This is a genomic window from Pseudomonas sp. LBUM1664 (genome assembly GCF_059695895.1).
The window spans coordinates 4,505,549-4,531,698 of record NZ_CP166791.1 but is presented as its reverse complement, the minus strand read 5'-3'; the positions used below and the strand labels follow the sequence as shown (position 1 = coordinate 4,531,698).

Sequence of the window (26,150 nt, the reverse complement as noted above, 5' to 3'; positions counted from 1 at the left end):
CATGGAAAAACCGCACTGCCATCACGGCGTGCGGTTTTTTCTTTAGGCCTGATGCAAAGTCGTCATTAGAAAAAGGAGAGTGCTGTGTCGCGTAGACGCGTCGTAGTCACCGGTATGGGTATGTTGTCGCCACTGGGCACGGATGTGCCGAGCAGTTGGCAGGGCATTCTGGCTGGCCGCAGTGGCATTGGTCTGATCGAACACACCGACCTTTCTGCCTATTCCACCCGTTTTGGCGGCTCGGTAAAGGGCTTCAATGTCGAGGAATACCTGTCGGTCAAGGAAGCTCGCAAGCTTGACCTGTTTATTCAATACGGCTTGGCAGCCGGTTTCCAGGCGGTGCGTAACGCCGGTCTGGAAGTCACCGACGCCAACCGTGAGCGTATCGGCGTGGCCATGGGTTCGGGTATTGGCGGTTTGACCAATATCGAAGAAACCAGCCGCACGCTGCACGAGTCGGGTCCGCGACGGATTTCTCCGTTCTTTGTGCCAGGCTCGATCATCAATATGATTTCTGGTTTCCTGTCCATCCATCTGGGTGCCCAGGGACCTAACTACGCCATTGCCACGGCGTGCACCACGGGCACCCACTGTATCGGCATGGCCGCGCGTAACATCATGTACGACGAAGCCGACGTGATGATTGCCGGTGGCGCCGAGATGGCGGCTTGCGGCTTGGGCATGGGCGGCTTCGGTGCGTCCCGTGCGCTGTCGACCCGCAACGACGAGCCGGCCCGCGCGAGCCGGCCGTGGGACAAGGGTCGCGATGGCTTCGTGCTGTCCGACGGTGCCGGTGCGTTGGTCCTTGAAGAGCTGGAGCACGCCAAGGCGCGCGGCGCGACCATCTATGCCGAGCTGATTGGCTTTGGTACCAGCGGTGATGCGTACCACATGACATCGCCACCGGCCGATGGCGCCGGTGCTGCCCGTTGCATCGCCAATGCCTTGCGCGACGCGAAAATCAACGGCGACCAGGTGCAGTATATCAACGCCCATGGCACCTCGACCCCGACCGGCGATCTTGCCGAAGCCCAGGCGATCAAGACCGTGTTCGGCGAGCACGCTTACAACCTGGCTGTCAGCTCGACCAAGTCCATGACCGGTCACTTGCTGGGCGCCGCGGGTGCGGTGGAGGCGATTTTCAGCGTCCTGGCGATCAACAGCCAGGTGGCGCCGCCGACCATTAACCTCGATGAGCCGGATGAAGGCTGCGACCTGGACTTCGTGCCGCACACGGCCCGTAGCATGGACATCGATGTGGTGTTGTCCAACTCCTTCGGTTTTGGCGGGACCAACGGCTCGCTGGTGTTCCGCCGGTTCGCCGGTTGATGGAAAGCTGGGTCGACGGTCAGCCAGTCGACGTTCTGTCGCTCAAAGATCGCGGCCTGGCTTACGGCGATGGATTGTTTGAAACCATCGCTGTGCGCGAAGGCGAGCCCGTGCTGCTGGAGCGTCATCTGCAACGCCTGGGGCTGGGTTGCCAGCGGTTGTCGCTCAAGGTCGACATGACCGAGTTGAGCGCTGAGCTGAGCACCTACGCGCAATGCCTGGGTGAAGGCGTGTTGAAGCTGATCGTGACGCGTGGCGACAGTCTGCGCGGTTATGCCGCTGATCCCTCGGCCCAGGCTCGGCGCATCCTGCAAGGGAACCCGCCGGCCGCTTATCCTGCTGCGCATGCCGAGCACGGCGTTCGCCTGTTTCCTTGCACCACGCGCTTGTCCGAGCAACCCTTGCTCGCCGGCCTCAAGCATCTCAATCGACTTGAACAAGTGATGGCCCGGGCGGAATGGACCGATGCGGGGTACGCCGAAGGCTTGATGCTGGACATGTCCGGACGGGTGATTGAAGGCGTATTCAGCAACCTGTTCCTGGTGCGCGATGGCGTGTTGATCACGGCGGATTTGAGCCGTTGCGGCGTGGCCGGCGTGATGCGTGCAGAATTATTGTTTCAAGCCGAGTCTCAAGGCATCGCCACGCAAATCACCGACATCCGCCTTGAGCAGTTGCACCAAGCTGACGAAGTCTTCATCTGCAACAGCGTTTATGGTGTGTGGCCGGTACATGAATACGCTTCGGCGCGCTGGTCGGTTGGGCCGCTCACCCGTAAACTGCAGACCCTTGCCCGCGCGCTATTGGATGTTTGATTCGTGAGACGTAAATTCTTGCTGCTGCTGGAAACCGGACTGGTTCTGGCAGGGCTGTTGTTGGGCGCTTCGGCCTGGAAGATTCATTCGGCGCTGCAACAGCCGCTGAACATCACCCAGGAAGAAATGCTGGACGTGCCCAACGGGACCACCCCGACCGGAACCCTCAAGCGCCTCGAAGCCGATGGCCTGATCAAGGACGCGTTCTGGCTGCGGATCTATTGGCGCTTCAATCTTGCCGACCAGCCGCTGCACTCCGGTGAGTACCGGATGGTGCCGGGTATGACGATGGAAAACCTGATCGGTGTCTGGAAGCGCGGTGAAGTGGTGCAGTACAGCGTGACGCTGGTGGAAGGCTGGAATTTCCGTCAGGTCCGCGCAGCGTTGGCCAAGGATGAAAAACTCCAGCAGTCCCTGGCCGGCCTGAGCGACAGTGAGGTGATGGACCGGCTTGGCCATTCCGGGGTATTCCCCGAAGGCCGGTTCTTCCCGGACACCTATCGCTTCGTGCGCGGTACCTCGGACGCCGACCTGCTGAAAAAAGCCTACGACCGGTTGGAAGACGTGCTTGCCAAAGAGTGGGCACAGCGTGCTGCCGATGTGCCTTACACCCAGCCCTATCAGGCGCTGATCATGGCGTCCCTGATTGAAAAGGAAACCGGCGTGCCACAGGAGCGCGGGCAGATCGCCGGCGTCTTCGTGCGCCGCATGCGCCAGGGCATGCTGCTGCAGACCGACCCTACTGTCATCTACGGCCTGGGCGAGCGCTACACTGGCAAACTCACCCGCGCCCATCTCAAAGAAGAAAATCCGTATAACACGTACCTGATCCCGGGTTTGCCGCCGACGCCGATTGCGATGGTGGGACGCGAGGCGATTCATGCGGCGTTGAACCCGGCGTCGGGTAACAGCCTTTACTTTGTGGCACGCGGCGATGGCAGCCACGTGTTTTCCGATGACCTGGAGGCGCACAACAACGCGGTGCGCGAATACCAGCTCAAACGTCGCGCCGATTACCGCTCAAGTCCGGCCCCGGCTACGCCAGACGAGCCGACGCCGAGTCCCGCTGCATCGCCCGATACGGCACCCGAAACCGTACCCCAAGCAGCTCCACAGCAACCTGCTCCCGAACCGAATGCCGGCGAGCCGAGCTCGCAATGACTTTGATTAAGGATCGCCCGTGACTGGCTTGTTTATTACGCTGGAAGGCCCCGAAGGCGCCGGCAAGAGCACCAACCGCGAATACCTGGCCGAACGCCTGCGGGCCGCCGGTATCGAGGTGGTGTTGACCCGTGAGCCAGGTGGTACGCCGTTGGCCGAACGAATTCGCGAGGTGCTGCTGGCGCCGGTCGACGAAGTCATGAACCCTGACACCGAGCTGTTGTTGGTGTTCGCTGCCCGGGCGCAGCACCTGGCCGAGGTGATTCGCCCGGCGCTGGCCCGTGGGGCGGTGGTGCTCTGCGATCGTTTTACCGATTCAACCTATGCCTATCAGGGCGGTGGCCGGGGCTTGTCCCTGGAGCGCATCACCGCGCTGGAAACCTTCGTCCAGGGCGACCTGCGGCCAGACCTGACCCTGGTCTTCGATCTGCCGGTGGAAATCGGCCTGGCCCGCGCCAGCGCCCGTGGCCGGCTGGATCGTTTTGAGCTGGAAGGCCAGGCCTTCTTCAATGCGGTACGCAATGCCTTCCTGAATCGCGCCAAGGCCGATCCGGCGCGTTACCTGCTGATCGATGCGGCTCAGCCGCTGGCGCAGGTCCAGCAGTCGCTGGATGGCTTGTTGCCGCGTTTGCTGGAGCGTGCCCGTGGCTGAGGCCTATCCTTGGCAGGACGGTCTCTGGCAGCAATTGGCCGGTCGCGCCCAACATGCCCATGCGTATTTGCTGCATGGCCCGGTCGGGATCGGCAAGCGGGCGCTGGCCGAGCGCTTGATGGCCAGCCTGCTGTGCCAGCGCCCGAGTGCCTCGAACGCGTGCGGTGAGTGCAAATCATGCCTGCTGCTCAAGGCCGGCAGTCATCCCGACAATTACGTGCTGGAGCCGGAAGAGGCAGACAAGGCGATCAAGGTCGACCAAGTGCGTGATCTGGTCAGTTTCGTGGTCCAGACCGCACAGATGGGCGGGCGCAAAGTGGTGTTGATCGAGCCGGTCGAGTCGATGAATATCAATGCCGCCAACGCTTTGCTCAAAAGCCTCGAAGAACCTTCCGGCGATACCGTGCTGTTGCTGGTCAGCCATCAGCCCAGCCGCTTGTTGCCGACCGTCAAGAGCCGTTGCGTGCAGCAGGCCTGCCCGCTGCCGAGCGAGGCGATAAGTTTGCAGTGGCTGGCCCAGGCTTTGCCTGACAGCACCGATGAAGAACGTGTCGAGTTGCTGACCCTTGCCGCCGGCTCGCCCCTGGCGGCTGTCAGCCTCCAGGCCCAGGGCGTGCGTGAGCAGCGGGCGTTGGTGGTGGACGGCGTGAAGAAATTGCTCAAGCAGCAACAATCCCCCACGCAGTTGGCTGAAGGTTGGAATGCCATCCCGTTGCTGTTGCTGTTTGACTGGTTCTGCGACTGGTCGAGCCTGATCCTGCGTTACCAGCTCACCGAGGACGAGGCTGGCCTGGGGCTGGCGGACATGCGCAAAGTGATCCAGTACCTGGCGCAAAAAAGCAGCCAGGACAAAATCTTGAACATTCAGGACTGGATTCTTGCCCAACGTCAGAAGGTGCTGGGCAAGGCGAACCTCAATCGGGTGCTGCTGCTCGAGGCGCTGTTGGTGCAGTGGGCGAGTTTGCCTGGTCGTAACTAGACTGAGCTCAATCGCAGCGGAGATCAGCATGAACGAACCTGTCAGTCCCGGGCCACGCAACGGTATCCTGTCCCTGACCATCAAGGACAAGTCAGTGCTTTACGCCGCCTACATGCCCTTTATCAAGAATGGCGGCTTGTTCATCCCCACCAACAAGAATTATCGCTTGGGTGATGAGGTGTTCATGTTGTTGAGCTTGATGGATGAGCCGGAAAAGATCCCGGTCGCCGGCAAGGTGATCTGGATGACCCCCAAAGGTGCCCAGGGCAACCGAGCCGCCGGGGTTGGCGTGCAGTTCAGCGATGGCGATAACTCGGCCCGCAATCAGATCGAAACTCACCTGGCCGGATCCCTGAAGTCCGACCGTCCCACCCATACGATGTAGCCCGCCTTATATGCTTGTAGATTCCCATTGCCACCTCGACCGTCTCGACCTTGCTGCCCATGGCGGCTCCCTGGATGCTGCGCTGGACGCTGCCCGTCAACGGGGTGTCGGACACTTCCTGTGCATCGGCGTCAGCGCCGACAACGCCGCCGACGTCAAGGCCCTGGCCGAACGTTATGAGGATGTCGATTGTTCGGTCGGTATCCACCCGCTGGATGTCCAGCCCGATGCCGCGCCGGCCCTCGACTGGCTGCTGCGTGAGCTCGACCACCCACGGGTCGTCGCCATTGGCGAAACCGGTCTGGACTATCACTACGAACCGGAAGCGGCCGAAGTGCAGCAGGCCTCGTTCCGCCTGCACTTGGAGGCCGCGCAGCAGACTGGCAAGCCGGTGATCATCCACACCCGGGGCGCCCGGGCCGACACCCTGGCCTTGCTGCGTGACGCTGCGCTTCCCCAGGCCGGTGTGCTGCATTGCTTCACCGAAGACTGGGACATGGCCAAGGCTGCCCTGGACATGGGTTATTACATTTCCTTGTCCGGGATTGTCACGTTCCGCAATGCCGATGCCCTGCGCGAGGTGGCCAGTAAAGTGCCGGCTGATCGCCTGCTGGTGGAAACCGACTCGCCGTACCTGGCACCGATTCCCTATCGCGGCAAGCCGAACCTTCCGCAATACGTACGGGAAGTGGCGGAGTTTCTGGCGATGTTGCGCGGCGAGTCCTACGAGCGATTCGCCAGTCAGACGACGGCGAATTTCAAGCGACTGTTTCCGTTGGCCCATGCCCGTGCGGCGCAAGCCTGAAATTCAGGCAAAAAAAACCCGGGTTCTGGGGGGTGAATCCGGGTTAAGACCATTAGGAGTAAAACAAAGGCACGCGGTCCGTTGGTACCTTTATCGGCGCGTCACTTGGGGGAGATGTCGCCCCGACAGTTCAAGTATTGATCAGTATCGCGACGCGTCCAGTTTGGCCAAGGTGGTTTTTTAAACAGATTTGGAATACACCCGCTTCGGATAAGTTCTCACTGTCGCCAAAGCCTGCCAGGGCGGCATGGTGGTGCGAAAAACGGGAAGCCCGGTTTGCATGGTTTTGTTAAGAACTGTGGCCGAGAGCGGATGATCCGTGCATTTTTGCGTAAGTTAGGCATAATACCCGGCTTCGAATTTTGACCCTTCAGACCTTTTCTTATGCACAAAGAACCCCGTAAGGTCCGTGAGTTTCGTCGCCGCGAGCAGGAAATTCTCGACACCGCGCTCAAGTTGTTCCTCGATCAGGGTGAAGACAGCGTCACCGTCGAGATGATTGCGGATGCCGTGGGTATCGGCAAAGGCACGATTTATAAACATTTCAAATCCAAGGCCGAGATCTACCTGCGCCTGATGCTCGATTACGAGCGCGATTTGAACGAGCTGCTGCATTCGGCCGATGTGGACAAGGACAAGGAGGCCCTGTCTCGGGCCTACTTCGAGTTCCGTATGCGCGACCCGCAGCGTTACCGCTTGTTCGACCGCCTGGAAGAGAAGGTGGTCAAGGGTAACCAGGTGCCGGAGATGGTCGAGGAGTTGCACAAGATCCGCGCCTCGAACTTCGAACGCCTGACCCTGCTGATCAAGGGCCGGATCAGCGAAGGCAAGCTCGAAGACGTGCCGCCCTATTTCCACTACTGCGCTGCCTGGGCGTTGGTGCACGGCGCGGTGGCGCTGTATCACTCGCCGTTCTGGAGCAACGTGCTGGAAGATCAGGAAGGCTTCTTCCAGTTCCTGATGGACATTGGCGTGCGCATGGGCAACAAGCGCAAGCGCGATACCGACGTTCCCAGCAGCTGAGTCATTCAGTCGCCTTATTGCGCCGTGTTCGCTTACATGGCGCAGTGTCCCAGTAATATACTCAGGCTTGGGTCTTGCGAAAACTTGAGTTCTAGGTCAAGTTTCGCGAGTCCGATTCTTCTTCTGCCGGAGTGGTCCATGATCGTTGACCGTCAAGGCAGGCGTTTCCGCAATTTGCGGATCAGCCTGACTTCAGCCTGCAACTATGCCTGTACCTATTGCGTGCCTGACGGCAAGCGGTTGGTGGCTGCGCAGGATGAGCTGTCGGCCGACGCGATGGCGCGAGGTGTGGCTTATCTGATCGAAGCCGCCGGTATCGAGCGGTTGCGCATCACTGGCGGAGAGCCGTTGGTCAGCCCCAAGCTTGAGTCTTTTATGGCGGCGGTGGGGCAGATGGGGCTGGAAGACATCAGCCTGACCACCAACGGCCAGTTGCTGGCGAAAAAACTGCCGATGCTGGTGGATGCCGGTATTCGCCGCATCAACGTTTCCCTCGATACCCTGGACCCCGCCGCGTTTCGCCGCATTGCCCGTGGTGGCGACCTGGCGACCGTGCTCGCTGGCATGGACCAGGCCCGAGCGGCAGGGATGAAGGTCAAGGTCAATATGGTGCCGTTGCGCGGGCAGAACCTGGACCAGGTGATGCCGCTGCTCCAATACTGCCTGGAGCGAGGCTACGAGCTGCGTTTTATCGAGTTGATGCGCATGGGTCACCTGGCCAGCGATTCCAATGGGTTTTTGCAGCAATTTGTCAGCCTTCAGCAACTGTTGAGCCTGATTGGCGATCAATACGAGTACTTGCAAGCCGACGCGCCGGTGGATGCGACGGCAGTGCGCTATGAGATCCCGGGGATGGGGCATTTCGGCGTGATTGCCAACGAAAGCGTACCTTTCTGCCGCACCTGCTCGCGGCTGCGGTTGTCTTCAACGGGCTGGTTGCATGGTTGCCTGTCATCGAGCAACCGTCACTACGTCGGCGATCTTCTGGATAAGCCCCGTCATCAGGCGTTGCCGGCCCTTCAGCGGCTGTTGGTCAAGGCGTTGGGGGATAAACAGGAAGTGGCGTTTTCCGGCGGCGCGACCGTGATGAAAATCATTGGCGGCTGACCGAATGCTATCGCGGGCAAGCCTTGCTCCCACAAGGTGAACACCGTACCTGTGGGAGCAAGGCTTGCCCGCGATAGCAATTTCCCATTCACTTGGGTACGTCTGGCCCTCCCTCATTTCGATGAGCTGGCGCAAAAGCTGCATCCAATGGCCATTCGCCGGTTTTCCGTCACCGGTTTTTGGAGGGTAGGATGCGTAGCCTGGTTTTGCTGCTGACCGTTTTGGCGCTTGGTGGCTGCATGAATGTCAGCGACATGGGAGAGGGCGTTCGTTATCACATGAGCGACGCCGGTCTGTTGGACCATAGCGACAGCCGTCGTGTGAATAATCTGCGTATTCAGGCGGATTCTTTCATCTACATCGCCCAGGGCGCCTTCGCTCCGCCAGGCAGTGCCTACCCGCGTCCCAACGTCGTGGCTGAGGAAGCCTTCAACGGTTTCATCGAGTATTTCCCCATGGTCCGTCGCGCCCGTGCCCCCGAGGGGCTCGACCAAGCCATGGGCGAAGCGCGCGCCGCCGGCGCCCATTACTTGCTATACACCCGGTTTGCCAAGGCCGATAACCGCATTGGCAACACCGACGAGTGGCAGGATGAAGAAGCCGTGGATCGCCTGGGTGTCGATACCAGCGTGATTCAGATCATGTTGATCGAGACCAGTACCCAGTATTTGATTGATACTGCACGTATCAAGAGTCGTGGCGGTTTACTGACGCTGCACGACACACTGCCACAAGACCTCATTGCCACGCCTTTGCGTGAATACGCCCGCAGCTTGCTGGGGATGAGCGACGAGTAAATAAAGGAGTCACCATGAGCGGACCGCAAAAAGCCAATGACCTGCTGGGGCAGATCCCCAAGACCAAAGGCCTGCCGCCGGTCCACTTGTGGAACCCTGACTTGTGCGGCGACATCGACATGCGCATCGCCCGTGACGGCGCCTGGTACTACCTGGGCACGCCCATTGGGCGAAAGCCGATGGTCAAGCTGTTCTCCACCATCATCCGCCGCGACGGCGATGATTACTTCCTGATCACCCCTGTGGAAAAAGTCGGCATCAAGGTCGACGATGCGCCGTTCGTGGCCGTGACCCTGGAAGTCGAAGGCCAAGGGGAAGGGCAGCTGCTGCGCTTCACTACCAATGTCGACGAAACCACTGAGGCCGGCGCCGAACATCCGATGCGAGTGGTGATTGATCCTCAAACCCAGGAACCTGCGCCTTATGTGCACGTGCGCAGCAACCTTGAAGCGCTGATCCATCGCAATGTGTTTTACCAACTGGTTGAGCTGGCGGTCAGCCGCGAGATCGACGGGCAACGTTGGCTGGGCGTGTGGAGTGGTGGTGAATTTTTCCCGATAGGCCTGGAACCGTAAGCCCACAGTGGGTTACGCAAAATTCAAATTGACACCCAATCATATGATGATTAGCGTGGGTTTCCATTGCGAGTGGCCCACGGGGTGTTCATGTCCAGCAGTTTTCATGCATCGACCGTCGATTGGCTGGGGGGGTGGATCGCCGCCGGCCAGGTCAAGCCTGGGCAGACCATCAAGGTCGAGGCGGACCTGGGCCAGCAACTGGGCGTCAGCCGCACGGTGATTCGCGAGGCGATCAAGACCCTGGTCGCCAAAGGCATGCTGGAGGTCGGACCGAAAGTCGGCACGCGGGTGTTGCCGGTTCGACGCTGGAACCTGTTTGACCCTCAGGTGGTCGGCTGGCTGTCGCGCAGTGGCCTGCCGGAAAACTTTGTCGACGATCTGCTGGACCTGCGTCGTACCATCGAGCCAATGGCGGTGCGCTGGGCCTGCGAGCGGGCCACGGCCGATCAGGTGCAGGCGATCCGCCTGGCCTACCATGCGCTGGAGCGGGCCGTGGACAGCGGCGTCGATTACAACCGCGCCGATCAGTTTTTCCACGAGTGCATCCTCGCCGCCAGCCATAATCAATTCATCGAACAAATGGTCCCGGCCCTGGGCGCGCTGCTGGCAGTATCGTTCGAGGTGTCGGCCGCCGACCCCGATGAACTGCGCCGCACCTTACCCATCCACAAGGATATCGCCGAAGCCATCGCCGCCCGTGACGCGGCGCGGGGTGTCTGGGCCTGCATGACGCTGATCGATAACGCCGACCTGGCCATCAAACGTTTTTACCCGGATGTCATGGCCGGTCGAACAGACACTGCCGGGCAAGCCGGGAACGGGAGGTTTCAATGAAGTGGACGGCTATGACCGAACACCGGGCGACATTGGGCGAGGGGCCGTTCTGGGATGAACCGACCCAGGCCTTGTATTGGGTCGATATTGCCGGCAAGCAAGCGCTGCGGTTGATCGGCGCCAATGTGCAGATCTGGCAGATGCCCGAACACGTGTCTGCCTTTATCCCGACGCAAAGTGGTGACGCGCTGGTAACTCTGAACAGTGGTGTTTACCGGTTGGATCTGGACTCGCCCGGCCTGGAACCCCGCCTGACCCTGCTGTGCATGGCCGATCCTCAGCCAGGCAATCGGGCCAACGAAGCCCGTTGCGATGCGCTGGGCCAGCTTTGGCTGGGCACCATGCAAAACAACATCGGTAATGAGGGTGAAGACTTGCCTATCGAACGGCGCTCCGGTGGCCTGTTTCGTATTGGCACTGATGGCCGGGTCATGCCGTTGTTGCGGGGGCTGGGTATCCCAAACACGTTGCTGTGGAGCCCCGATGGCACCACGGTGTATTTCGGCGAAAGTCTGGATGGCACGTTGTACCGGCACTTTATCTATCCCGACGGCAGCCTGGCGCCCGCTGAGGTCTGGTTCGGTCCTCACTCGCGTGGCGGGCCGGACGGGTCGGCGATGGATGCCCAGGGTTACATCTGGAACGCTCGCTGGGACGGCAGTTGCCTGCTGCGGTTAGACCCGGACGGTCATGTCGATCGGGTGATCGAATTGCCGGTGAGCCGACCCACCAGTTGCGTGTTCGGTGGTGCAGACCTCAAGACGTTGTACATCACCAGTGCGGCGAGCCCGCTCGGCCATTCGCTGGACGGCGCGGTGCTGTCGATGCGGGTCGATGTGCCGGGTGTGGCCTGTACGAGGTTTTCTGGTTAAATCCCAAAATATGGGATGTAAATATATATATTGAGATTATTTGGCGGTCGGGTTTATAGTCGGCTCCATCAGCAGTACGCACTCACACTAAAAAATACAAAACAGGTGAAGTGATGCAAGGATCTTCCTCCGTACGCCTCGGCGGCGTACGAGCCCCACTGTTTGTTCAAAAGCCTTTCGGCCGGTCATCCTTGGATGCCCGGTTTTTGTCGTGCGTTCAAACAGGAGTCTTGAACCATGGCTGAGCCGCTTTGCTTGCCGCCGGTGCCGGAGCCTCCGAAGGGCGAGCGACTGAAAAACAAAGTAGTGCTGCTGACGGGCGCCGCCCAGGGTATTGGCGAGGCAATCGTTGCCGCGTTCGCTTCGCAGCAGGCACGGTTGGTGATCAGTGACATTCAGGCCGAGAAGGTCGAGACAGTTGCCGCTCACTGGCGTGAACGCGCAGCGGATGTGCAAGCGCTGAAAGCCGATGTATCGAACCAGCAGGACCTGCACGCCATGGCCCGTCGCGCTCTGGAGCTGCACGGGCGTATCGACGTGCTGGTGAACTGCGCTGGCGTCAACGTATTCCGCGACCCACTGGAAATGACCGAAGAAGACTGGCGCCGCTGCTTCGCCATCGACCTGGATGGCGCTTGGTACGGTTGCAAGGCTGTGTTGCCGCAGATGATCGAGCAGGGCGTGGGCAGCATCATCAATATCGCTTCGATCCATTCGTCCCACATCATTCCCGGCTGTTTCCCTTACCCGGTGGCCAAGCATGGCTTGCTCGGCCTGACTCGCGCATTGGGCATCGAATACGCGCCCAAGGGTGTTCGCGTCAACGCCATCGCGCCGGGTTATATCGAGACTCAACTGAATGTCGACTACTGGAACGGCTTTGCCGATCCTCATGCCGAACGCCAGCGTGCGCTGGATCTGCACCCGCCACGTCGGATCGGCCAACCGATCGAAGTGGCAATGACGGCCGTGTTCCTGGCCAGCGATGAAGCGCCTTTCATCAACGCCTCATGCATCACCATTGATGGTGGACGTTCGGTCATGTACCACGACTGAATATTGCGGATTGCAGTCGAAACTTTGCCTGTAATCCAATCATCATACGATATGACTATTTGGACCTATGCTTGTGTAGCAACATGATCTGACCGCCCAGCCTGCGCATTTCCACCGATGGTGGAGCAGAACCCTGGACGTTTTGGCTTTCAATAAAAAAAACAAGGAGTCAGCTATGAATCGTCGTCGTGGGATCCGTTCCCTATGCTGTGCCGCTCTGGCGGTTACCGCGATCAGCCTCAGCAGCAGCTTGCTGGCGGCTGAAGAAGTGAAAATCGGTTTTCTAGTCAAGCAGGCCGAGGAGCCCTGGTTCCAGACCGAATGGGCATTCGCCGAAAAGGCGGGCAAGGACAAAGGCTTCAAGGTGATCAAGATCGCCGTGCCTGATGGCGAGAAGACCCTCTCGGCCATCGACAGCCTCGCTGCCAACGGCGTCAAAGGCTTTGTGATCTGCCCGCCGGACGTGTCCCTCGGCCCGGCCATCATGGCCAAGGCCAAACTTAACGATATGAAAGTGATCGCCGTCGATGACCGTTTTGTCGATGCCAACGGCAAGTTCATGGAAGACGTACCGTACCTGGGCATGGCCGCGTTCGAAGTGGGCCAGAAGCAGGGTACCGCCGTGGCCGCCGAAGCAAAAAAACGCGGCTGGGACTGGAAAGAGACCTATGCCGTGATCAACACCTACAACGAACTGGACACCGGCAAGAAACGCACCGACGGCTCGGTCGCTGCCCTCAAGAAGGCCGGCCTGCCCGATGACCATTTCCTCTACACGGCGCTCAAGACCCTCGACGTCCCCGGCAGCATGGACGCCACCACCTCGGCCCTGGTGAAGCTGCCCAAGGGCGCGAAGAACGTGATGGTCGTCAGCATGAACGACAACACCGTACTGGGCGGCGTGCGCGCCACCGAAAGCGCCGGGTTCGAGGCGGCCAATGTGATCGGGATCGGCATCAACGGCACCGACGCTATTGGCGAGCTGAAGAAACCCAACAGTGGCTTCTTTGGTTCGATGCTGCCAAGCCCGCACCTCGAAGGCTACAACACCGCCGTGATGATGTTTGAGTGGATCACCACCGGCAAGGAGCCGCCGAAGTACACCGCCATGGACGAGGTAACGCTGATTACCCGGGAGAACTTCAAGCAAGAGCTGGAAAAAATCGGCCTGTGGAACTGACGGCCGGTTGATTCAAAAGCGGCCTTGGCAACGAGGCCGCTTGATCTCTGTAAGTTCGAGGTGGTTATGCAAGCGCAAACAGCGACACAGCAACACAACATCGGCGGCAGCTTGCGGTTCAACGGGATCGGCAAGGCCTTTCCCGGCGTGCAGGCGCTGGCCAATATCAGTTTCGTTGCTCATCCAGGGCAAGTGCATGCATTGATGGGCGAGAACGGCGCGGGCAAGTCCACGTTGCTGAAGATCCTCGGCGGTGCCTACATCCCCAGCAGTGGCGATTTGCAGATCGGCGAGCAGACGATGGCCTTCAAATCCACCGCCGACAGCATTGCCAGCGGTGTGGCGGTGATCCACCAGGAACTGCATCTGGTGCCGGAAATGACCGTTGCCGAAAACCTGTTCCTTGGCCATTTGCCGGCTCGTTTCGGCCTGGTCAATCGTGGGCTGCTGCGTCAGCAGGCGTTGACGTTGCTCAAAGGCCTGGCCGACGAAATCGACCCTCAGGAAAAAGTCGGTCGCCTGTCCCTCGGTCAGCGCCAGTTGGTGGAAATCGCCAAGGCCTTGTCCCGTGGCGCCCATGTCATTGCTTTCGACGAACCCACCAGCAGCCTCTCGGCGCGGGAAATCGACCGTTTGATGGCGATCATCGCTCGTCTGCGGGACGAGGGCAAAGTGGTGCTGTACGTCAGTCACCGCATGGAAGAGGTGTTCCGTATCTGTAATGCGGTGACGGTGTTCAAGGACGGCCGCTTCGTCCGTACCTTCGAGAACATGAGCGAGTTGACCCATGATCAGTTGGTGACGTGCATGGTCGGTCGCGATATCCAGGACATCTATGATTACCGTACCCGCGAGCGCGGCGAAGTGGCGCTGCAGGTCGAAGGCCTGCTCGGCCCGGGGCTGCGTGAGCCGGTAAGTTTCAAGGTGCACAAAGGCGAAATCCTTGGGCTGTTCGGGCTGGTCGGCGCCGGCCGTACCGAGCTGCTGCGCCTGCTCAGCGGCCTGGAGCGCCAGACTGACGGGAGCCTGGTCCTGCATGGCGAGGAGCTGAAACTGCGTTCGCCCCGGGACGCCATCGCCGCCGGCGTGTTGCTCTGCCCGGAAGACCGCAAGAAGGAAGGCATCATGCCGCTGGCCAGCGTCGGCGAGAACATCAACATCAGCGCCCGCGGTGCTCATTCCACACTCGGTTGCCTGTTGCGCGGCGATTGGGAGCGGGGTAACGCCGATAAGCAGATCAAGGCGCTGAAAGTGAAGACCCCGACAGCGGGGCAGAAAATCATGTACCTGTCCGGCGGCAATCAACAGAAGGCGATTCTGGGTCGCTGGTTGTCGATGCCGATGAAAGTCCTGCTGCTGGACGAGCCGACCCGTGGCATCGACATCGGTGCCAAGGCCGAGATCTACCAGATTATCCACAACCTGGCGGCCGGCGGCATCGCGGTCATTGTGGTGTCCAGCGACCTGATGGAAGTGATGGGTATTTCCGACCGAATCCTGGTGCTCTGCGAAGGGGCCATGCGCGGTGAACTGCTGCGTGACCAGGCTAACGAATCCAACCTGCTGCAACTGGCGCTGCCACGCCAACGCGTTGCCGACGCGGCGAACTGAGAGGTAAACATGACCATTCAAAATAATGCACTGCCAACGGCACGCAAACCCCTGGACCTGCGCCGTTTCCTGGATGACTGGGTCATGCTGTTGGCGGCCATCGGCATCTTCGTGCTCTGCACCCTGATGATCGACAACTTCCTGTCGCCGCTGAACATGCGCGGCCTGGGCCTGGCGATTTCCACCACTGGCATCGCGGCCTGCACCATGTTGTATTGCCTGGCGTCCGGGCACTTCGATCTGTCGGTGGGTTCGGTGATTGCCTGTGCCGGCGTGGTCGCGGCGGTGGTGATGCGTGACACCAACAGCGTATTGCTGGGTGTCTGTGCGGCGCTGGTGATGGGCCTGATCGTCGGGCTGATCAACGGCATTGTCATTGCCAAGCTGCGGGTCAATGCGTTGATCACCACCCTGGCGACCATGCAGATCGTTCGGGGCCTGGCCTACATCTTTGCCAACGGCAAAGCGGTGGGTGTGTCCCAGGAGTCGTTCTTCGTTTTCGGCAACGGCCAGATGTTCGGCGTGCCGGTGCCGATCCTGATCACCATCGTCTGCTTTCTGTTCTTCGGCTGGCTGCTGAACTACACCACCTATGGGCGCAACACCATGGCCATCGGTGGCAACCAGGAAGCGGCCTTGTTGGCGGGGGTGAACGTCGATCGCACCAAGATCATCATCTTTGCCGTCCATGGCGTGATCGGTGCCCTGGCCGGTGTGATTCTGGCTTCGCGCATGACCTCGGGCCAGCCGATGATCGGCCAAGGTTTCGAGCTGACGGTGATCTCGGCCTGTGTCTTGGGCGGGGTGTCATTGAGCGGCGGTATCGGCATGATTCGCCACGTTATCGCCGGGGTGCTGATTCTGGCGATCATCGAAAACGCGATGAACCTGAAGAACATCGACACCTTCTACCAGTACGTCATCCGCGGCTCGATCCTGTTGCTGGCGGTGGTGATCGACCGGATGAAACAGCGCTGAAATCTGCGTTAACCGGGCAAGCCCGGCTTCCATTAATTGTGGGAGCGGGCTTGCTCGCGAAGGCGACAGCACATTCAACATGGATGCAAGCTGACCCACCGCTTTCGCGAGCAAGCCCGCTCCCACAGCAACGTGTGAGCAGAGCTTACTGACTGGCCCCACCTTCCGAACCCGAACCGCCGGTAGTGGTTTTCGAGCCGACGCCGGTCTCGGCGTTATCGGGGGTGGTGGAGTCCGGCGTATTCATTCCACCCTGACGACCCGTGTCATTCCCCTGCACGCGGGGATCGGTGCCCGTGGCGGGCGTCTGATCATTGTTCAGGTTGCTACCGGCACCGTCGGTGTTCAACTTGGGCATGTCTTGGGTGGCCGGGGCGCTGGGCCCCTCGACCGGATCAGTCGGCCCGGTGTCGGCGGTGGAAGCCGCGAAGGCCACCGAGGACAGCAGCGTGGCGAAGGTGAATGCAGTCAGCCTTGAAGTGATCATGGTGTCGCCTCCATTTTTCAGAATGCCTACATGATTTTGGGCCGCGCTGGTTTGGGGTTGGTGCCTCGGGAACGACGAATGGTTCAGTGATCGAGGCCGGCTTCTTCCATGAATTGTTCCATGAAGCCTTTAAGCCTTTCGTGACGGATCAGTGCCATGCGTTGCCCGGTGGCGGTCTGGAAACCCTTGGCCAGGTGCAATAATTTGGTCTGGAAATGATCGAGGCAGAAACGACCGTCATCGTAATCTCGAGACTTGGCCTGCGGATCCAGGGGGTCGTAGAGCGCGCTGCCCATGCGTCCGGCCACGTAAAACGTGCGCGCCACCCCGACCAGGCCCAGTGAGTCGAGGCGGTCGGCGTCCTGGACGATTTTTGCCTCAAGGGTGATCGCAGGGATATTGGCCGAAAAGCTGTGGGCTTCGATGGCATGGGCCACGGCGCTGATTTTTTCGTCTGGCCAGTTCAGCGTCGACAACAGCGTCGATGCTTTGTCCGCTGCCAATCGAGACGCCTGGGCGCGCAACGGTGAGTTTTTTTCCACCGCCACACAGTCATGCAGCAAAGTTGCCGCCAGCAGGATAGACAGATCACCGCCTTCATGGTGCTGGAGAGTGCGCACGTTGTGCCAGACCCGTTGCAGATGCGACAAGTCGTGAGCGCCGTCCTCCGAGGGTTCCAGTGCATGGGGCAATAGTTGAGCAGCGACGGCCTGCAATGGCGCAAAGGCGGCAGCGGTCATGACAGATCCTTTGTATGAAGAGACTGGGGTGGTTCGAGGGTGATGTTCACGTTCATATGTGACGAGCGCTCCATGGCGGCTTAGTATGGCGCTTTCCATTGGCTACAAGGCCTGTTCATGTCGATCGTGATCCGTCCCGCGCAGCCCAGCGATGCGCCTCAAATCCTTGCCTTCATCACTGAGCTTGCCGATTACGAAAAGGCCCGCCACGAAGTCATCGCCAGTGTGGCCGACATCGAGCGCAGCCTGTTCAGCGAAGGCGCGACCGCCCATGGGCTGATCTGCTTGCGTGACGGCGTGCCTATTGGTTTTGCGGTGTTTTTCTTCAGCTACTCCACCTGGCTGGGCACCAATTGCCTGTACCTCGAAGATTTGTACATCACGCCTGACCAGCGCGGTGGCGGGGCGGGCAAGACGTTGCTGCGTCATCTGGCAAAGATTGCTTGTGACAACGACTGCGGTCGCTTCGAGTGGAGCGTCCTGGACTGGAACACTCCGGCGATCGAGTTCTACAAATCCCTCGGTGCGCAACCCCAGGAAGAATGGGTGCGCTACCGAATGGACGGCAAAGTGCTACGGGATTTTGCCCTGGGCAACTGAGCGGTTCATGAGTACGCGTCGGATGCGTATTCGGCAAACCCCGGTCGTTGCTCGAGGCGCTTGCAATAGGCGGCCACGGCCGGGTAGTCAGGTCGCTCCATGGGCGTCTGGCGCCAGCGGTGCACGGACAGGCCGATGAGCACGTCCGCGAGGGAGAAATCCGCACCGGCCACGTAGGCGCCGGTGCGGTTCAATTGATCCTCCAACAACCCCATTTTCTCGTTCCAGCCTTTGATCCCATCGGCGATGGACTGCGGGTCCTGGAAATCCGGATTCTTGCGCACCAGCGCATGGAACGCATAACCCCAAGACGGATTGAGCTCCGTCGCCTGCCAGTCCATCCACTGCTCGATGCGTGCCCGTGCGGCCGGCTCGATGGGCAGCAAATCGCTACGCCCATGCAGACCCACCAGGTAGCGACAGATGGTGTTTGACTCCCAGAGCACACCGTTCTCATCAATGATCACTGGCACCTGTGCATTGGGGTTGAGTGTCAGGAACGCCGGGTCATGGGTCGAGGAAAAGCCGATACCCCAGTCTTCGCGGTCGTAGGCGATTTCCAATTCCTGGCAGGTCCACAGCACTTTTCTGACATTGATTGAGGAAGTGCGGCCGAGGATTTTCAGCAGTTGTCCCATCACTTTTTTCCTGAGTTTTAAGGCATCCGGACGGAAAACGTAACAGGGTCGCGGGCGCATGGCGATTGGCTTTGTAGGTAATGCTATTTATCCCACTATATGGGAGTATCATTTATATATTGAGATTTCCATGTGCTCAGGTTTATAGTCCGGTCACTCACTGCTAAAAAACAAAACAGGTGAAACGGATGCAGGCGCAATTGATCGCGCTCGATTGGGGAACCACCTCACTACGGGCTTACAAACTTGCCGCCAATGGCGAGGTGCTCGAACAGCGCTCGTTGTCGTCGGGGATCATGCAGTTGCCCTCCGGGCCGCGAACCGTGGCCGGCCAGGTGTGCATCGATGGTTTCGAGCTGGCGTTCGATGAGGCTTGCGGCGACTGGCTCGATGCGCAACCGGATCTACCAGTGATTGCCTGCGGCATGGTTGGCAGCGCCCAAGGTTGGCGCGAAGCGCCTTACTGCGACACGCCCGCCAACGTCGCCAATCTCGGACATTCCCTACAAACCATTCGCAGTCTTCGCGGCGTCGATGTGCACATCGTGCCTGGTGTGATCCAACGTTCACGGCTGCCCAATGTCATGCGCGGCGAAGAGACCCAGGTGCTCGGTGCCTTGCACAGCCTGCCGAACGAAGCCGTGCTGATTGGCCTGCCCGGCAGCCACTCGAAATGGGTGGAAGTGGCCGACGGCTGCATCGTGCATTTCGACACCTTCATGACCGGCGAGATTTTCGCCGTGCTCAGCGACCACAGCATTCTCGGCCGTACCCAGCAGCGTGGCGCGGCGTTCGATGGCCAGGCCTTTGATCGCGGCGTGCAGGTGGCCTTGTCGACAGACGGCCAGATCGGTCCGTTGTCCACGGTGTTCAGCGCCCGCAGCCTGGGCCTGACCGGAGAACTCGGCGCCAGCGCCCAGGCGGACTACCTCTCTGGCCTTCTGATCGGTCATGAGCTGACGGCGCTGGCCGCCGTACAACGCCAGCGGCGTAACAGCGTCCACCTGCCGACGGTGGTGCTGATCGGTAATTCCCAACTCTGTGCCCGGTATCAACGGGCCCTCGACGCCTGCGGTTTCGCCCGGGTGACCCTGGCCGAACAGGCCACTGAACGTGGTTTGTGGCAACTGGCCGTAGCGGCCGGGCTGCTCGATTCCACCGCATCGCGTTAACTGGAGGTCTGACATGCTCACACAAGCACTGGCGCACAATGGGCTGATTGCGATCCTGCGCGGTCTGCGTCCCGAGGAGGCGGCCGCCATCGGCGAAGTCCTATACAGCGCCGGATTTCGCGTCATCGAAGTACCGCTCAATTCCCCCGAGCCGTACGAAAGTATCCGCATCCTGCGCAGTACGTTGCCCGCCGATTGCCTGATCGGTGCCGGCACCGTGCTCACACCGGAACAAGTGGAGCAGGTGAAAGCCGCAGGTGGCCAGGTGATCGTCATGCCCCACAGCGATCCGAAAGTACTCAGGGCGGCGAAGGCGGCGGGGTTGTACCTGTCGCCAGGCGTCGCCACGCCCACCGAAGCCTTTGCCGCACTGGCCGAGGGCGCTCACGTATTGAAGATGTTTCCAGCCGAGCAAATGGGCCCGGCGGTGGTCAAGGCCTGGCTCGCGGTGCTGCCGGCCGGGACCGTGCTGGTGCCGGTGGGCGGGATTAAACCGGACAACATGGCGGTCTTCGTCGAGGCCGGCGTCAAGGGGTTCGGCCTCGGTACCGGGTTGTTCAAACCGGGCCTGACGGCAGATGAGGTGGCGGTGCGCGCCAAGGCCTACGTGGCCGCGTGGAATGCCCTGAACTGAAGACTTTCCAGCGCCCGGTGCGCTGCATCTGACAAGAGAGACAACAAGATGAAAATCACCAAACTGACCACTTTTATCGTTCCACCGCGCTGGTGCTTCCTCAAGGTCGAAACCGACGAGGGCGTGACCGGCTGGGGCGAGCCCGTGGTTGAAGGCCGTGCCCACACGGTGGCGGCGGCCGTTGAGGAATTGTCCGACTACCTGATCGGCAAAGACCCACGCAATATCGAAGACATCTGGACTGTGCTGTATCGTGGTGGCTTCTACCGGGGCGGCGCCATTCACATGAGCGCCCTGGCTGGCATTGACCAGGCATTGTGGGACATCAAGGGCAAGGCCTTGGGTGTGTCGGTCAGCGACTTGTTGGGCGGTCAGGTGCGCGACAAGATCCGTGTGTATTCGTGGATCGGCGGTGACCGGCCGGCGGACACCGCCCGCGCGGCGAAGGAAGCCGTAGGACGGGGCTTCACGGCGGTGAAGATGAACGGCACTGAAGAACTGCAATTTCTCGACACCTTTGAAAAAGTCGACCTGGCCCTCGCCAACGTGGCGGCGGTGCGGGATGCGGTAGGGCCGAACGTCGGCATTGGCGTGGACTTCCATGGCCGGGTCCACAAGCCGATGGCCAAGGTGCTGATGAAGGAGCTCGACCCCTACAAACTGATGTTCATCGAAGAGCCGGTGCTCAGCGAAAACTACGAAGCGCTCAAGGAACTGGCGCCGCTGACCAGCACCCCGATTGCCCTGGGCGAGCGGCTGTTTTCACGCTGGGATTTCAAACGGGTGCTCAGCGAGGGCTACGTGGACATCATCCAGCCGGATGCGTCCCACGCCGGCGGCATCACCGAAACCCGCAAGATCGCCAACATGGCCGAGGCCTACGACGTCGCGCTGGCGCTGCACTGCCCGCTGGGCCCCATCGCCCTGGCGGCGTGCCTGCAGCTGGATGCGGTTTGCTACAACGCGTTCATTCAAGAACAGAGCCTGGGCATCCACTACAACGAGAGCAACGACCTGCTGGACTACATCAAGGATCCACAGGTGTTCGACTACGACAAAGGCTTCGTGAAAATCCCCAACGGGCCGGGCCTGGGCATTGAGATCAACGAGGAGTACGTCATCGAACGCGCGGCCATCGGCCACCGCTGGCGCAATCCGATCTGGCGCCACGCTGATGGCAGTTTTGCCGAGTGGTGAGAGAGTCCTGACTCCACTCGATTCCCTTGTGGGAGCGAGCCTGCTCGCGATAGCGATCTAGCATTCAAGATAAGTGTCGACTGACACACAGCTATCGCGAGCAGGCTCGCTCCCACATTTGATCTCCATAAATAGGGAGATCTCTTCGATACGCCCGATCCTCAACAAATATAAAAAGAGGCACCTCACATGCAAGCGCACACCCTGAGCGCGCAGGCGTCGTTGGTGACGCCCAGTCGCAAGCGTTTTTTCATCATGGTCCTGCTGTTCATCACCGTGGTGATCAACTACCTGGACCGCAGCAACCTGTCGATTGCCGCTCCCGCGTTGACCAGTGAACTGGGCATCGATCCGATCCATGTCGGGCTGATTTTCTCGGCGTTCGGCTGGACCTACGCGGCCATGCAGATCCCCGGTGGCTGGCTGGTGGACCGGGTGCCGCCGCGCATTCTTTATAGCGTCGCGCTGCTGTTGTGGTCGGTGGCCACGGTGATGCTCGGTTTCGCCGCCAGTTTCATCGCACTGTTCGTGCTGCGCATGGCGGTCGGCGCCCTGGAAGCACCGGCTTACCCAATCAACAGCCGTGTGGTCACGACCTGGTTTCCTGAGCGTGAGCGGGCCACGGCCATCGGTTTCTACACCTCGGGGCAGTTTGTCGGGCTGGCGTTTCTGACACCGGTGCTGGCCTGGCTGCAGCATGCCTTTGGTTGGCACATGGTGTTTGTAGCGACCGGTGCGGTGGGCATTATCTGGGCGCTGATCTGGTACGCGGTGTATCGCGAACCGCGGGATTTCAAAGGCGCCAATGCCGCTGAAATCGAACTGATCCGCGAAGGCGGCGGGTTGGTGGACATCCAGGCCGAAACCGCCAAGGCCAAGGCGAAATTCAGCTGGAGCGACCTGGGGATCGTCCTGACTCAGCGCAAGCTGTGGGGCATTTACCTGGGCCAGTTCTGCCTCAACTCCACGCTGTGGTTTTTTCTGACGTGGTTCCCGACCTATCTGGTGAAATATCGCGGAATGGATTTCATCAAGTCCGGTTTGCTGGCGTCGCTGCCATTTCTGGCGGCGTTCGTCGGTGTGCTGTGTTCCGGGTTCTTTTCCGACTGGCTGATTCGGCGCGGCGCCACGGTGGGGTTTGCTCGCAAACTGCCGATCATTGGTGGGTTGCTGATCTCCACTTCGATCATTGGGGCCAATTTCGTCGAGTCCACGCCACTGGTGATCGCTTTCCTGGCCTTGGCTTTTTTCGGTAACGGCCTGGCGTCGATCACCTGGTCGCTGGTCTCGACCTTGGCTCCGGCGCGGCTACTCGGGCTGACGGGTGGGGTGTTCAACTTCATTGGCAACCTGTCGGCCATTGCCACGCCCATCGTCATCGGGTTTCTCGCCAGCGGCGATTCGTTTGCCCCGGCCATCACCTATATCGCCGTTCTTGCACTGATTGGCGCGCTGTCCTACATCCTGCTGGTCGGGAAGGTCGAGCGCATCGAGTTGTAGTCCGAGGGGGCGGGCGACCATAATGCCGCCCGTTCCCCGCTCACTGTTAAAGGCCGGATATGCAGGAAGACGCCCCAAACATCACCAAGGACGCAGCGCCTACAGGCACCCAGACATTGCTGCGGGGCCTGGGTGTGGTCCAGGCGGTCGCCAGTGGCGCCCGTGACTTGAAGGAAATCGCCCGGCTGATCGGCACCACCCGCAGCACCACCCATCGCCTGGCCAGTTGTCTGGTGGACGAACGTTATCTGCGTGTGGTGCCGCAGGTGGGGTATCTGCTGGGGCCGAAGCTGATCGAACTGGGTTTTCAGGCCCGCGAAGAACTGCCATTGGTGAGCCTGGCGGGGCCGTATCTGGACGAGCTGTCGGCGCTCACCGGTGACACCGTGCACCTGGCGATTCGCGAGGGCGACGAGGTCTTGTATTTGCTGAAGAATCCGGGGCGTAACGGCCCGGAAATGCGCTCGCGCGTCGGCCATCGCATGCCGTTGGCACGTACCGGGATCGGCAAGGCGTTGATGCTGGATGACACTCAGGAACAATGGCAGCGGTTGTACGAAATCAGCTTGCCAGCCGGTGGGAAGAATCAGTTCTGGCCCCAGCATCAGGAACAATCCTGGGAACAGTTCCAGCAGCGGATGGTGGAGTACGTGGCGGGGGGCTATGCCTTCGACCTGGAAGACAACGAACCGTCGATTCGTTGCGTGGCGGCACCGATCCGTGACGCCGGAAAGCGCATCGTCGCCGGTATCAGCATCGCCAGCACCGTGCCGTACATGCCGCTGGAAAAAATGGCCGAGCTGATTCCCCTGGTCAAAGGGGTCACAGCCCGGCTGTCAGCGGAGTTGGGCGCCAAGGTCTGACACAGGTCAGGCCTTGAGGGTCGCCATGTCGATGACGAAGCGGTATTTCACGTCCCCGGCGATCATGCGGCTGTAGGCCTCATTGATCTGGCGGATGTCGAGCATTTCAATGTCGCAACTGATGTTGTGCTCGGCGCAGAAATCCAGCACTTCCTGGGTTTCTGCGATACCGCCGATCAACGAGCCGGCCAGGACGCGACGACCCATGATTAGTTTTGCGGCATGTACCGGCGGATCAATCGGCTCGACCAGACCCACCAGGATGTGCACACCGTCGAAACGCAAAGTGTCGAGGTAGGGATTGAGGTCGTGCTGCACCGGAATGGTGTCCAGCAAGAAGTCGAAACGTCCGGCGGCAGCGGTCATCTGTTCGGCTTCGGTGGACACGATCACGTGGTCCGCGCCTTGGCGACGGGCTTCTTCAGCCTTGCTGGCCGAGCGGGTGAACAACGTGACTTCGGCGCCCATAGCCTTGGCGAACTTGATGCCCATGTGGCCGAGACCGCCCATGCCCAGCACGCCGACCTTGTCGCCGGCCTTCACGCCGTAGTGCTTGAGGGGTGAGTAGGTGGTGATGCCGGCACAGAGAATCGGTGCAGCGCCAGCCGGGTCGAGTGTTTCCGGGATGCGTAGCACAAAGTGCTCGCTGACCACGATGCTGTTGGAGTAACCGCCCATGGTGTGGCCGCCATCCACGCGGTCCGGGCTGGCGTAGGTCTGAGTCATGCCTTCGAGGCAGTATTGCTCCAGGTCGGCGCGGCAGGCTTCACATTCGCGGCAGGAGTCGACCATGCAACCGACCCCCACCAAATCGCCTACCTTGTAGCGGGTAACGTTCGCACCGACGGCGGTGACTTTGCCTACGATCTCATGACCGGGCATCAGCGGGTAAACAGCGATGCCCCATTCATTACGAGCCTGATGGATGTCGGAATGGCAGACACCGCAGTAGAGAATGTCGATCGCCACATCGTCGGCGCGCGGGCTGCGGCGTTCGAACTTCATGGGGGCGAGGGGAGTGGTGGCCGATTGGGCGGCGTATCCGATGGCGGTGTACATAATGAACCTCGCTAAGCAGTGAACGGTGAGGGGCCCATTCTGGGAGGTTTGTCGGTCTGTGGCGATGGCGATTCCTACGCATGTCATGCCTATTCCTCCGGGCTTGGCCCAGGTTTGATCCTATGAAGCGCCAGACCTGCGATGATGGTCTCATCCCTTTTTTCGTGAAGTTTTCCCTATGTTGTTGACCCGCCATCTCGATGCCAACGCCGCTCTGGTTTCGCTGATTGAACCCCTGGCGACCCGTGATGGTTTTATTCCCACGCGCTTGTCCGGCGTGCAGGTCCTGCGGGCCAGCCAGGATGTCGCCCGTGGCCCGCAGCTGTACGAGCCGAGCCTGGTGATCATTGCCCAAGGTAGCAAACTGGCGTACCTGGGGCCTCGTACGATGGAGTACGGCGCCGGGCATTATCTGATCCAGGCCCTGCCGGTGCCGTTCGAGTGCGAAACCTACGCCATGCCCAATGCGCCGTTGCTGGGGGTTTCTGTTGCCATCGACCGGGCGATGTTGGGGGAGTTGGTGTGGGCCATGGGGCTGGTGCCAGGGCGGAATCTGGCACCGCAGACACCGGAATCCATGACCTCTGTGGTACTCGATGACGCCATGCGTGGGTGTGTCGAGCGCTTGTTGCACTGCCTACACGATCCGCTGGAATGCCAGGTCATGGGTCAGGCGCGGCTGCGGGAGTTGCTGTTCGTCGCCTTGCGCGGGCCCCAGGCCGATGTGTTGCGGGCGCTGGTGGAACAGCAAGGACAGTTTGCCCGGGTTGCCGCTGCCCTGAGCCATCTGCACGCGCACTTCACTGAACCGCTGAACGTCGAGACGCTGGCCAGTTGCGCGAACATGAGCGCTTCGACCTTTCATGAGCATTTCAAGCGCAGCACGTTGCTGTCACCGGTGCAGTACCTCAAGCGATTGCGTCTGCTCAAGGCTCAGCGGCTGTTGCTCACCGAAGGCATGGGCGTGGCCCAGGTCGCGCATCAGGTGGGGTATCAGAGTTCGTCGCAGTTCAGTCGGGAGTACAAGCGTTATTTCGAGCGCAGCCCTGGAGAAGAGCGCGTGGCTTGAGCCACTGGAAATCACATTGATCTGGGTGG

General features: G+C 60.4%; 28 protein-coding genes. 24 read left to right on the top strand and 4 right to left on the bottom strand.

Translation table 11 applies throughout. From position 1 onward, the window contains the following. Positions 1 to 84: 84 nt before the first annotated feature. From fabF to araH, 17 genes are all read left to right on the top strand, one after another. Complete coding sequence (fabF, locus tag ACA047_RS21170) at positions 85 to 1,329, top strand: beta-ketoacyl-ACP synthase II (protein ID WP_497352634.1); 1,245 nt, start codon at positions 85 to 87, stop codon at positions 1,327 to 1,329. Next, complete coding sequence (gene pabC, locus ACA047_RS21165; protein WP_497352632.1) at positions 1,329 to 2,144, top strand: aminodeoxychorismate lyase; 816 nt, start codon at positions 1,329 to 1,331, stop codon at positions 2,142 to 2,144. Before fabF ends, pabC begins: the two co-directional genes overlap by 1 nt. A 3-nt stretch (positions 2,145 to 2,147) precedes the next feature. Then, positions 2,148 to 3,305 (top strand): endolytic transglycosylase MltG, encoded by a 1,158-nt coding sequence (mltG, locus tag ACA047_RS21160; RefSeq protein WP_497352630.1) that lies wholly within the window; start codon positions 2,148 to 2,150, stop codon positions 3,303 to 3,305. A 19-nt stretch (positions 3,306 to 3,324) separates the two neighbouring features. Further along, positions 3,325 to 3,957, top strand: coding sequence for a dTMP kinase (gene tmk / locus ACA047_RS21155; protein WP_497352628.1), 633 nt, complete (start codon positions 3,325 to 3,327; stop codon positions 3,955 to 3,957). After that, entirely contained in the window at positions 3,950 to 4,936 is a 987-nt protein-coding gene (locus ACA047_RS21150) for a DNA polymerase III subunit delta' (protein WP_497352626.1), read from the top strand. Before tmk ends, ACA047_RS21150 begins: the two co-directional genes overlap by 8 nt. A gap of 28 nt (positions 4,937 to 4,964) precedes the next feature. Further along, a complete protein-coding gene (locus ACA047_RS21145; RefSeq protein ID WP_497352624.1) occupies positions 4,965 to 5,321 on the top strand; it encodes a PilZ domain-containing protein in 357 nt (118 codons plus the stop codon). Positions 5,322 to 5,331: 10 nt separating this feature from the next. Beyond that, on the top strand, positions 5,332 to 6,126 hold the full coding sequence (locus ACA047_RS21140; RefSeq protein WP_497352622.1) for a TatD family hydrolase: 795 nt from the start codon (positions 5,332 to 5,334) through the stop codon (positions 6,124 to 6,126). Between the two features lie 384 nt (positions 6,127 to 6,510). Continuing rightward, positions 6,511 to 7,149 (top strand): TetR/AcrR family transcriptional regulator, encoded by a 639-nt coding sequence (locus ACA047_RS21135; protein WP_003204240.1) that lies wholly within the window; start codon positions 6,511 to 6,513, stop codon positions 7,147 to 7,149. 138 nt (positions 7,150 to 7,287) lie between these two features. Then, positions 7,288 to 8,256 carry a GTP 3',8-cyclase MoaA gene (locus ACA047_RS21130; RefSeq protein ID WP_497352620.1) on the top strand — a complete coding sequence of 323 codons (969 nt, stop codon included), beginning with the start codon at positions 7,288 to 7,290 and terminating at the stop codon, positions 8,254 to 8,256. 191 nt (positions 8,257 to 8,447) lie between these two features. After that, on the top strand, positions 8,448 to 9,053 hold the full coding sequence (locus tag ACA047_RS21125) for a DUF4823 domain-containing protein (RefSeq protein WP_497352618.1): 606 nt from the start codon (positions 8,448 to 8,450) through the stop codon (positions 9,051 to 9,053). A gap of 14 nt (positions 9,054 to 9,067) precedes the next feature. Then, on the top strand, positions 9,068 to 9,628 hold the full coding sequence (locus ACA047_RS21120) for a DUF1285 domain-containing protein (RefSeq protein ID WP_497352616.1): 561 nt from the start codon (positions 9,068 to 9,070) through the stop codon (positions 9,626 to 9,628). 90 nt (positions 9,629 to 9,718) lie between these two features. Beyond that, the gene (locus ACA047_RS21115) at positions 9,719 to 10,465 is read left to right on the top strand and encodes a FadR/GntR family transcriptional regulator (protein WP_497352614.1); all 747 of its coding nucleotides are present in this window, start codon (positions 9,719 to 9,721) and stop codon (positions 10,463 to 10,465) included. Next, positions 10,462 to 11,337 (top strand): SMP-30/gluconolactonase/LRE family protein, encoded by an 876-nt coding sequence (locus tag ACA047_RS21110; protein WP_497352612.1) that lies wholly within the window; start codon positions 10,462 to 10,464, stop codon positions 11,335 to 11,337. Before ACA047_RS21115 ends, ACA047_RS21110 begins: the two co-directional genes overlap by 4 nt. Positions 11,338 to 11,574: 237 nt before the next feature. Continuing rightward, the gene (locus ACA047_RS21105; protein ID WP_497352610.1) at positions 11,575 to 12,393 is read left to right on the top strand and encodes an SDR family oxidoreductase; all 819 of its coding nucleotides are present in this window, start codon (positions 11,575 to 11,577) and stop codon (positions 12,391 to 12,393) included. Positions 12,394 to 12,568: 175 nt separating this feature from the next. Further along, on the top strand, positions 12,569 to 13,573 hold the full coding sequence (locus ACA047_RS21100) for a substrate-binding domain-containing protein (RefSeq protein ID WP_497352608.1): 1,005 nt from the start codon (positions 12,569 to 12,571) through the stop codon (positions 13,571 to 13,573). Positions 13,574 to 13,639: 66 nt separating this feature from the next. Beyond that, on the top strand, positions 13,640 to 15,184 hold the full coding sequence (gene araG, locus ACA047_RS21095) for an L-arabinose ABC transporter ATP-binding protein AraG (RefSeq protein ID WP_497352606.1): 1,545 nt from the start codon (positions 13,640 to 13,642) through the stop codon (positions 15,182 to 15,184). 9 nt (positions 15,185 to 15,193) lie between these two features. Next, on the top strand, positions 15,194 to 16,162 hold the full coding sequence (gene araH / locus ACA047_RS21090; protein WP_497352604.1) for an L-arabinose ABC transporter permease AraH: 969 nt from the start codon (positions 15,194 to 15,196) through the stop codon (positions 16,160 to 16,162). Between the two features lie 145 nt (positions 16,163 to 16,307). On the opposite strand, the gene ACA047_RS21085 is transcribed toward araH, so the two are convergent. Continuing rightward, positions 16,308 to 16,649, bottom strand: coding sequence for a hypothetical protein (locus ACA047_RS21085; RefSeq protein WP_497352602.1), 342 nt, complete (start codon positions 16,647 to 16,649; stop codon positions 16,308 to 16,310). A gap of 83 nt (positions 16,650 to 16,732) precedes the next feature. Continuing rightward, positions 16,733 to 17,389 (bottom strand): HD domain-containing protein, encoded by a 657-nt coding sequence (locus ACA047_RS21080; protein WP_497352600.1) that lies wholly within the window; start codon positions 17,387 to 17,389, stop codon positions 16,733 to 16,735. A 117-nt stretch (positions 17,390 to 17,506) separates the two neighbouring features. Here ACA047_RS21080 and ACA047_RS21075 point away from each other — a divergent pair, with 117 nt between their 5' ends. After that, a complete protein-coding gene (locus ACA047_RS21075; protein WP_497352598.1) occupies positions 17,507 to 17,989 on the top strand; it encodes a GNAT family N-acetyltransferase in 483 nt (160 codons plus the stop codon). 5 nt (positions 17,990 to 17,994) lie between these two features. Here ACA047_RS21075 and ACA047_RS21070 read toward each other — a convergent pair whose 3' ends face one another. After that, positions 17,995 to 18,627: a glutathione S-transferase family protein gene (locus tag ACA047_RS21070; RefSeq protein ID WP_497352596.1), complete on the bottom strand. Its 633-nt coding sequence runs from the start codon at positions 18,625 to 18,627 to the stop codon at positions 17,995 to 17,997. Positions 18,628 to 18,815: 188 nt separating this feature from the next. Here ACA047_RS21070 and ACA047_RS21065 point away from each other — a divergent pair, with 188 nt between their 5' ends. The 5 genes from ACA047_RS21065 (at position 18,816) to ACA047_RS21045 (ending at position 23,993) form a co-directional block, all read left to right on the top strand. Then, the gene (locus tag ACA047_RS21065) at positions 18,816 to 19,799 is read left to right on the top strand and encodes a 2-dehydro-3-deoxygalactonokinase (RefSeq protein ID WP_497352594.1); all 984 of its coding nucleotides are present in this window, start codon (positions 18,816 to 18,818) and stop codon (positions 19,797 to 19,799) included. A gap of 13 nt (positions 19,800 to 19,812) precedes the next feature. Then, on the top strand, positions 19,813 to 20,433 hold the full coding sequence (locus tag ACA047_RS21060) for a 2-dehydro-3-deoxy-6-phosphogalactonate aldolase (protein ID WP_497352592.1): 621 nt from the start codon (positions 19,813 to 19,815) through the stop codon (positions 20,431 to 20,433). Positions 20,434 to 20,481: 48 nt separating this feature from the next. After that, positions 20,482 to 21,630 (top strand): galactonate dehydratase, encoded by a 1,149-nt coding sequence (dgoD, locus tag ACA047_RS21055; RefSeq protein ID WP_186707213.1) that lies wholly within the window; start codon positions 20,482 to 20,484, stop codon positions 21,628 to 21,630. Positions 21,631 to 21,819: 189 nt separating this feature from the next. Then, entirely contained in the window at positions 21,820 to 23,130 is a 1,311-nt protein-coding gene (locus tag ACA047_RS21050) for an MFS transporter (protein WP_497352589.1), read from the top strand. 59 nt (positions 23,131 to 23,189) lie between these two features. Beyond that, the gene (locus ACA047_RS21045; RefSeq protein ID WP_497352587.1) at positions 23,190 to 23,993 is read left to right on the top strand and encodes an IclR family transcriptional regulator; all 804 of its coding nucleotides are present in this window, start codon (positions 23,190 to 23,192) and stop codon (positions 23,991 to 23,993) included. A 6-nt stretch (positions 23,994 to 23,999) separates the two neighbouring features. Here ACA047_RS21045 and ACA047_RS21040 read toward each other — a convergent pair whose 3' ends face one another. After that, positions 24,000 to 25,052, bottom strand: a complete 1,053-nt coding sequence (locus tag ACA047_RS21040) for an NAD(P)-dependent alcohol dehydrogenase (protein ID WP_497352585.1) — start codon at positions 25,050 to 25,052, stop codon at positions 24,000 to 24,002. A gap of 178 nt (positions 25,053 to 25,230) precedes the next feature. Between ACA047_RS21040 and ACA047_RS21035 the strand changes: the two genes are divergently transcribed. After that, the gene (locus ACA047_RS21035) at positions 25,231 to 26,121 is read left to right on the top strand and encodes an AraC family transcriptional regulator (protein ID WP_497352583.1); all 891 of its coding nucleotides are present in this window, start codon (positions 25,231 to 25,233) and stop codon (positions 26,119 to 26,121) included. Positions 26,122 to 26,150: the final 29 nt, after the last annotated feature.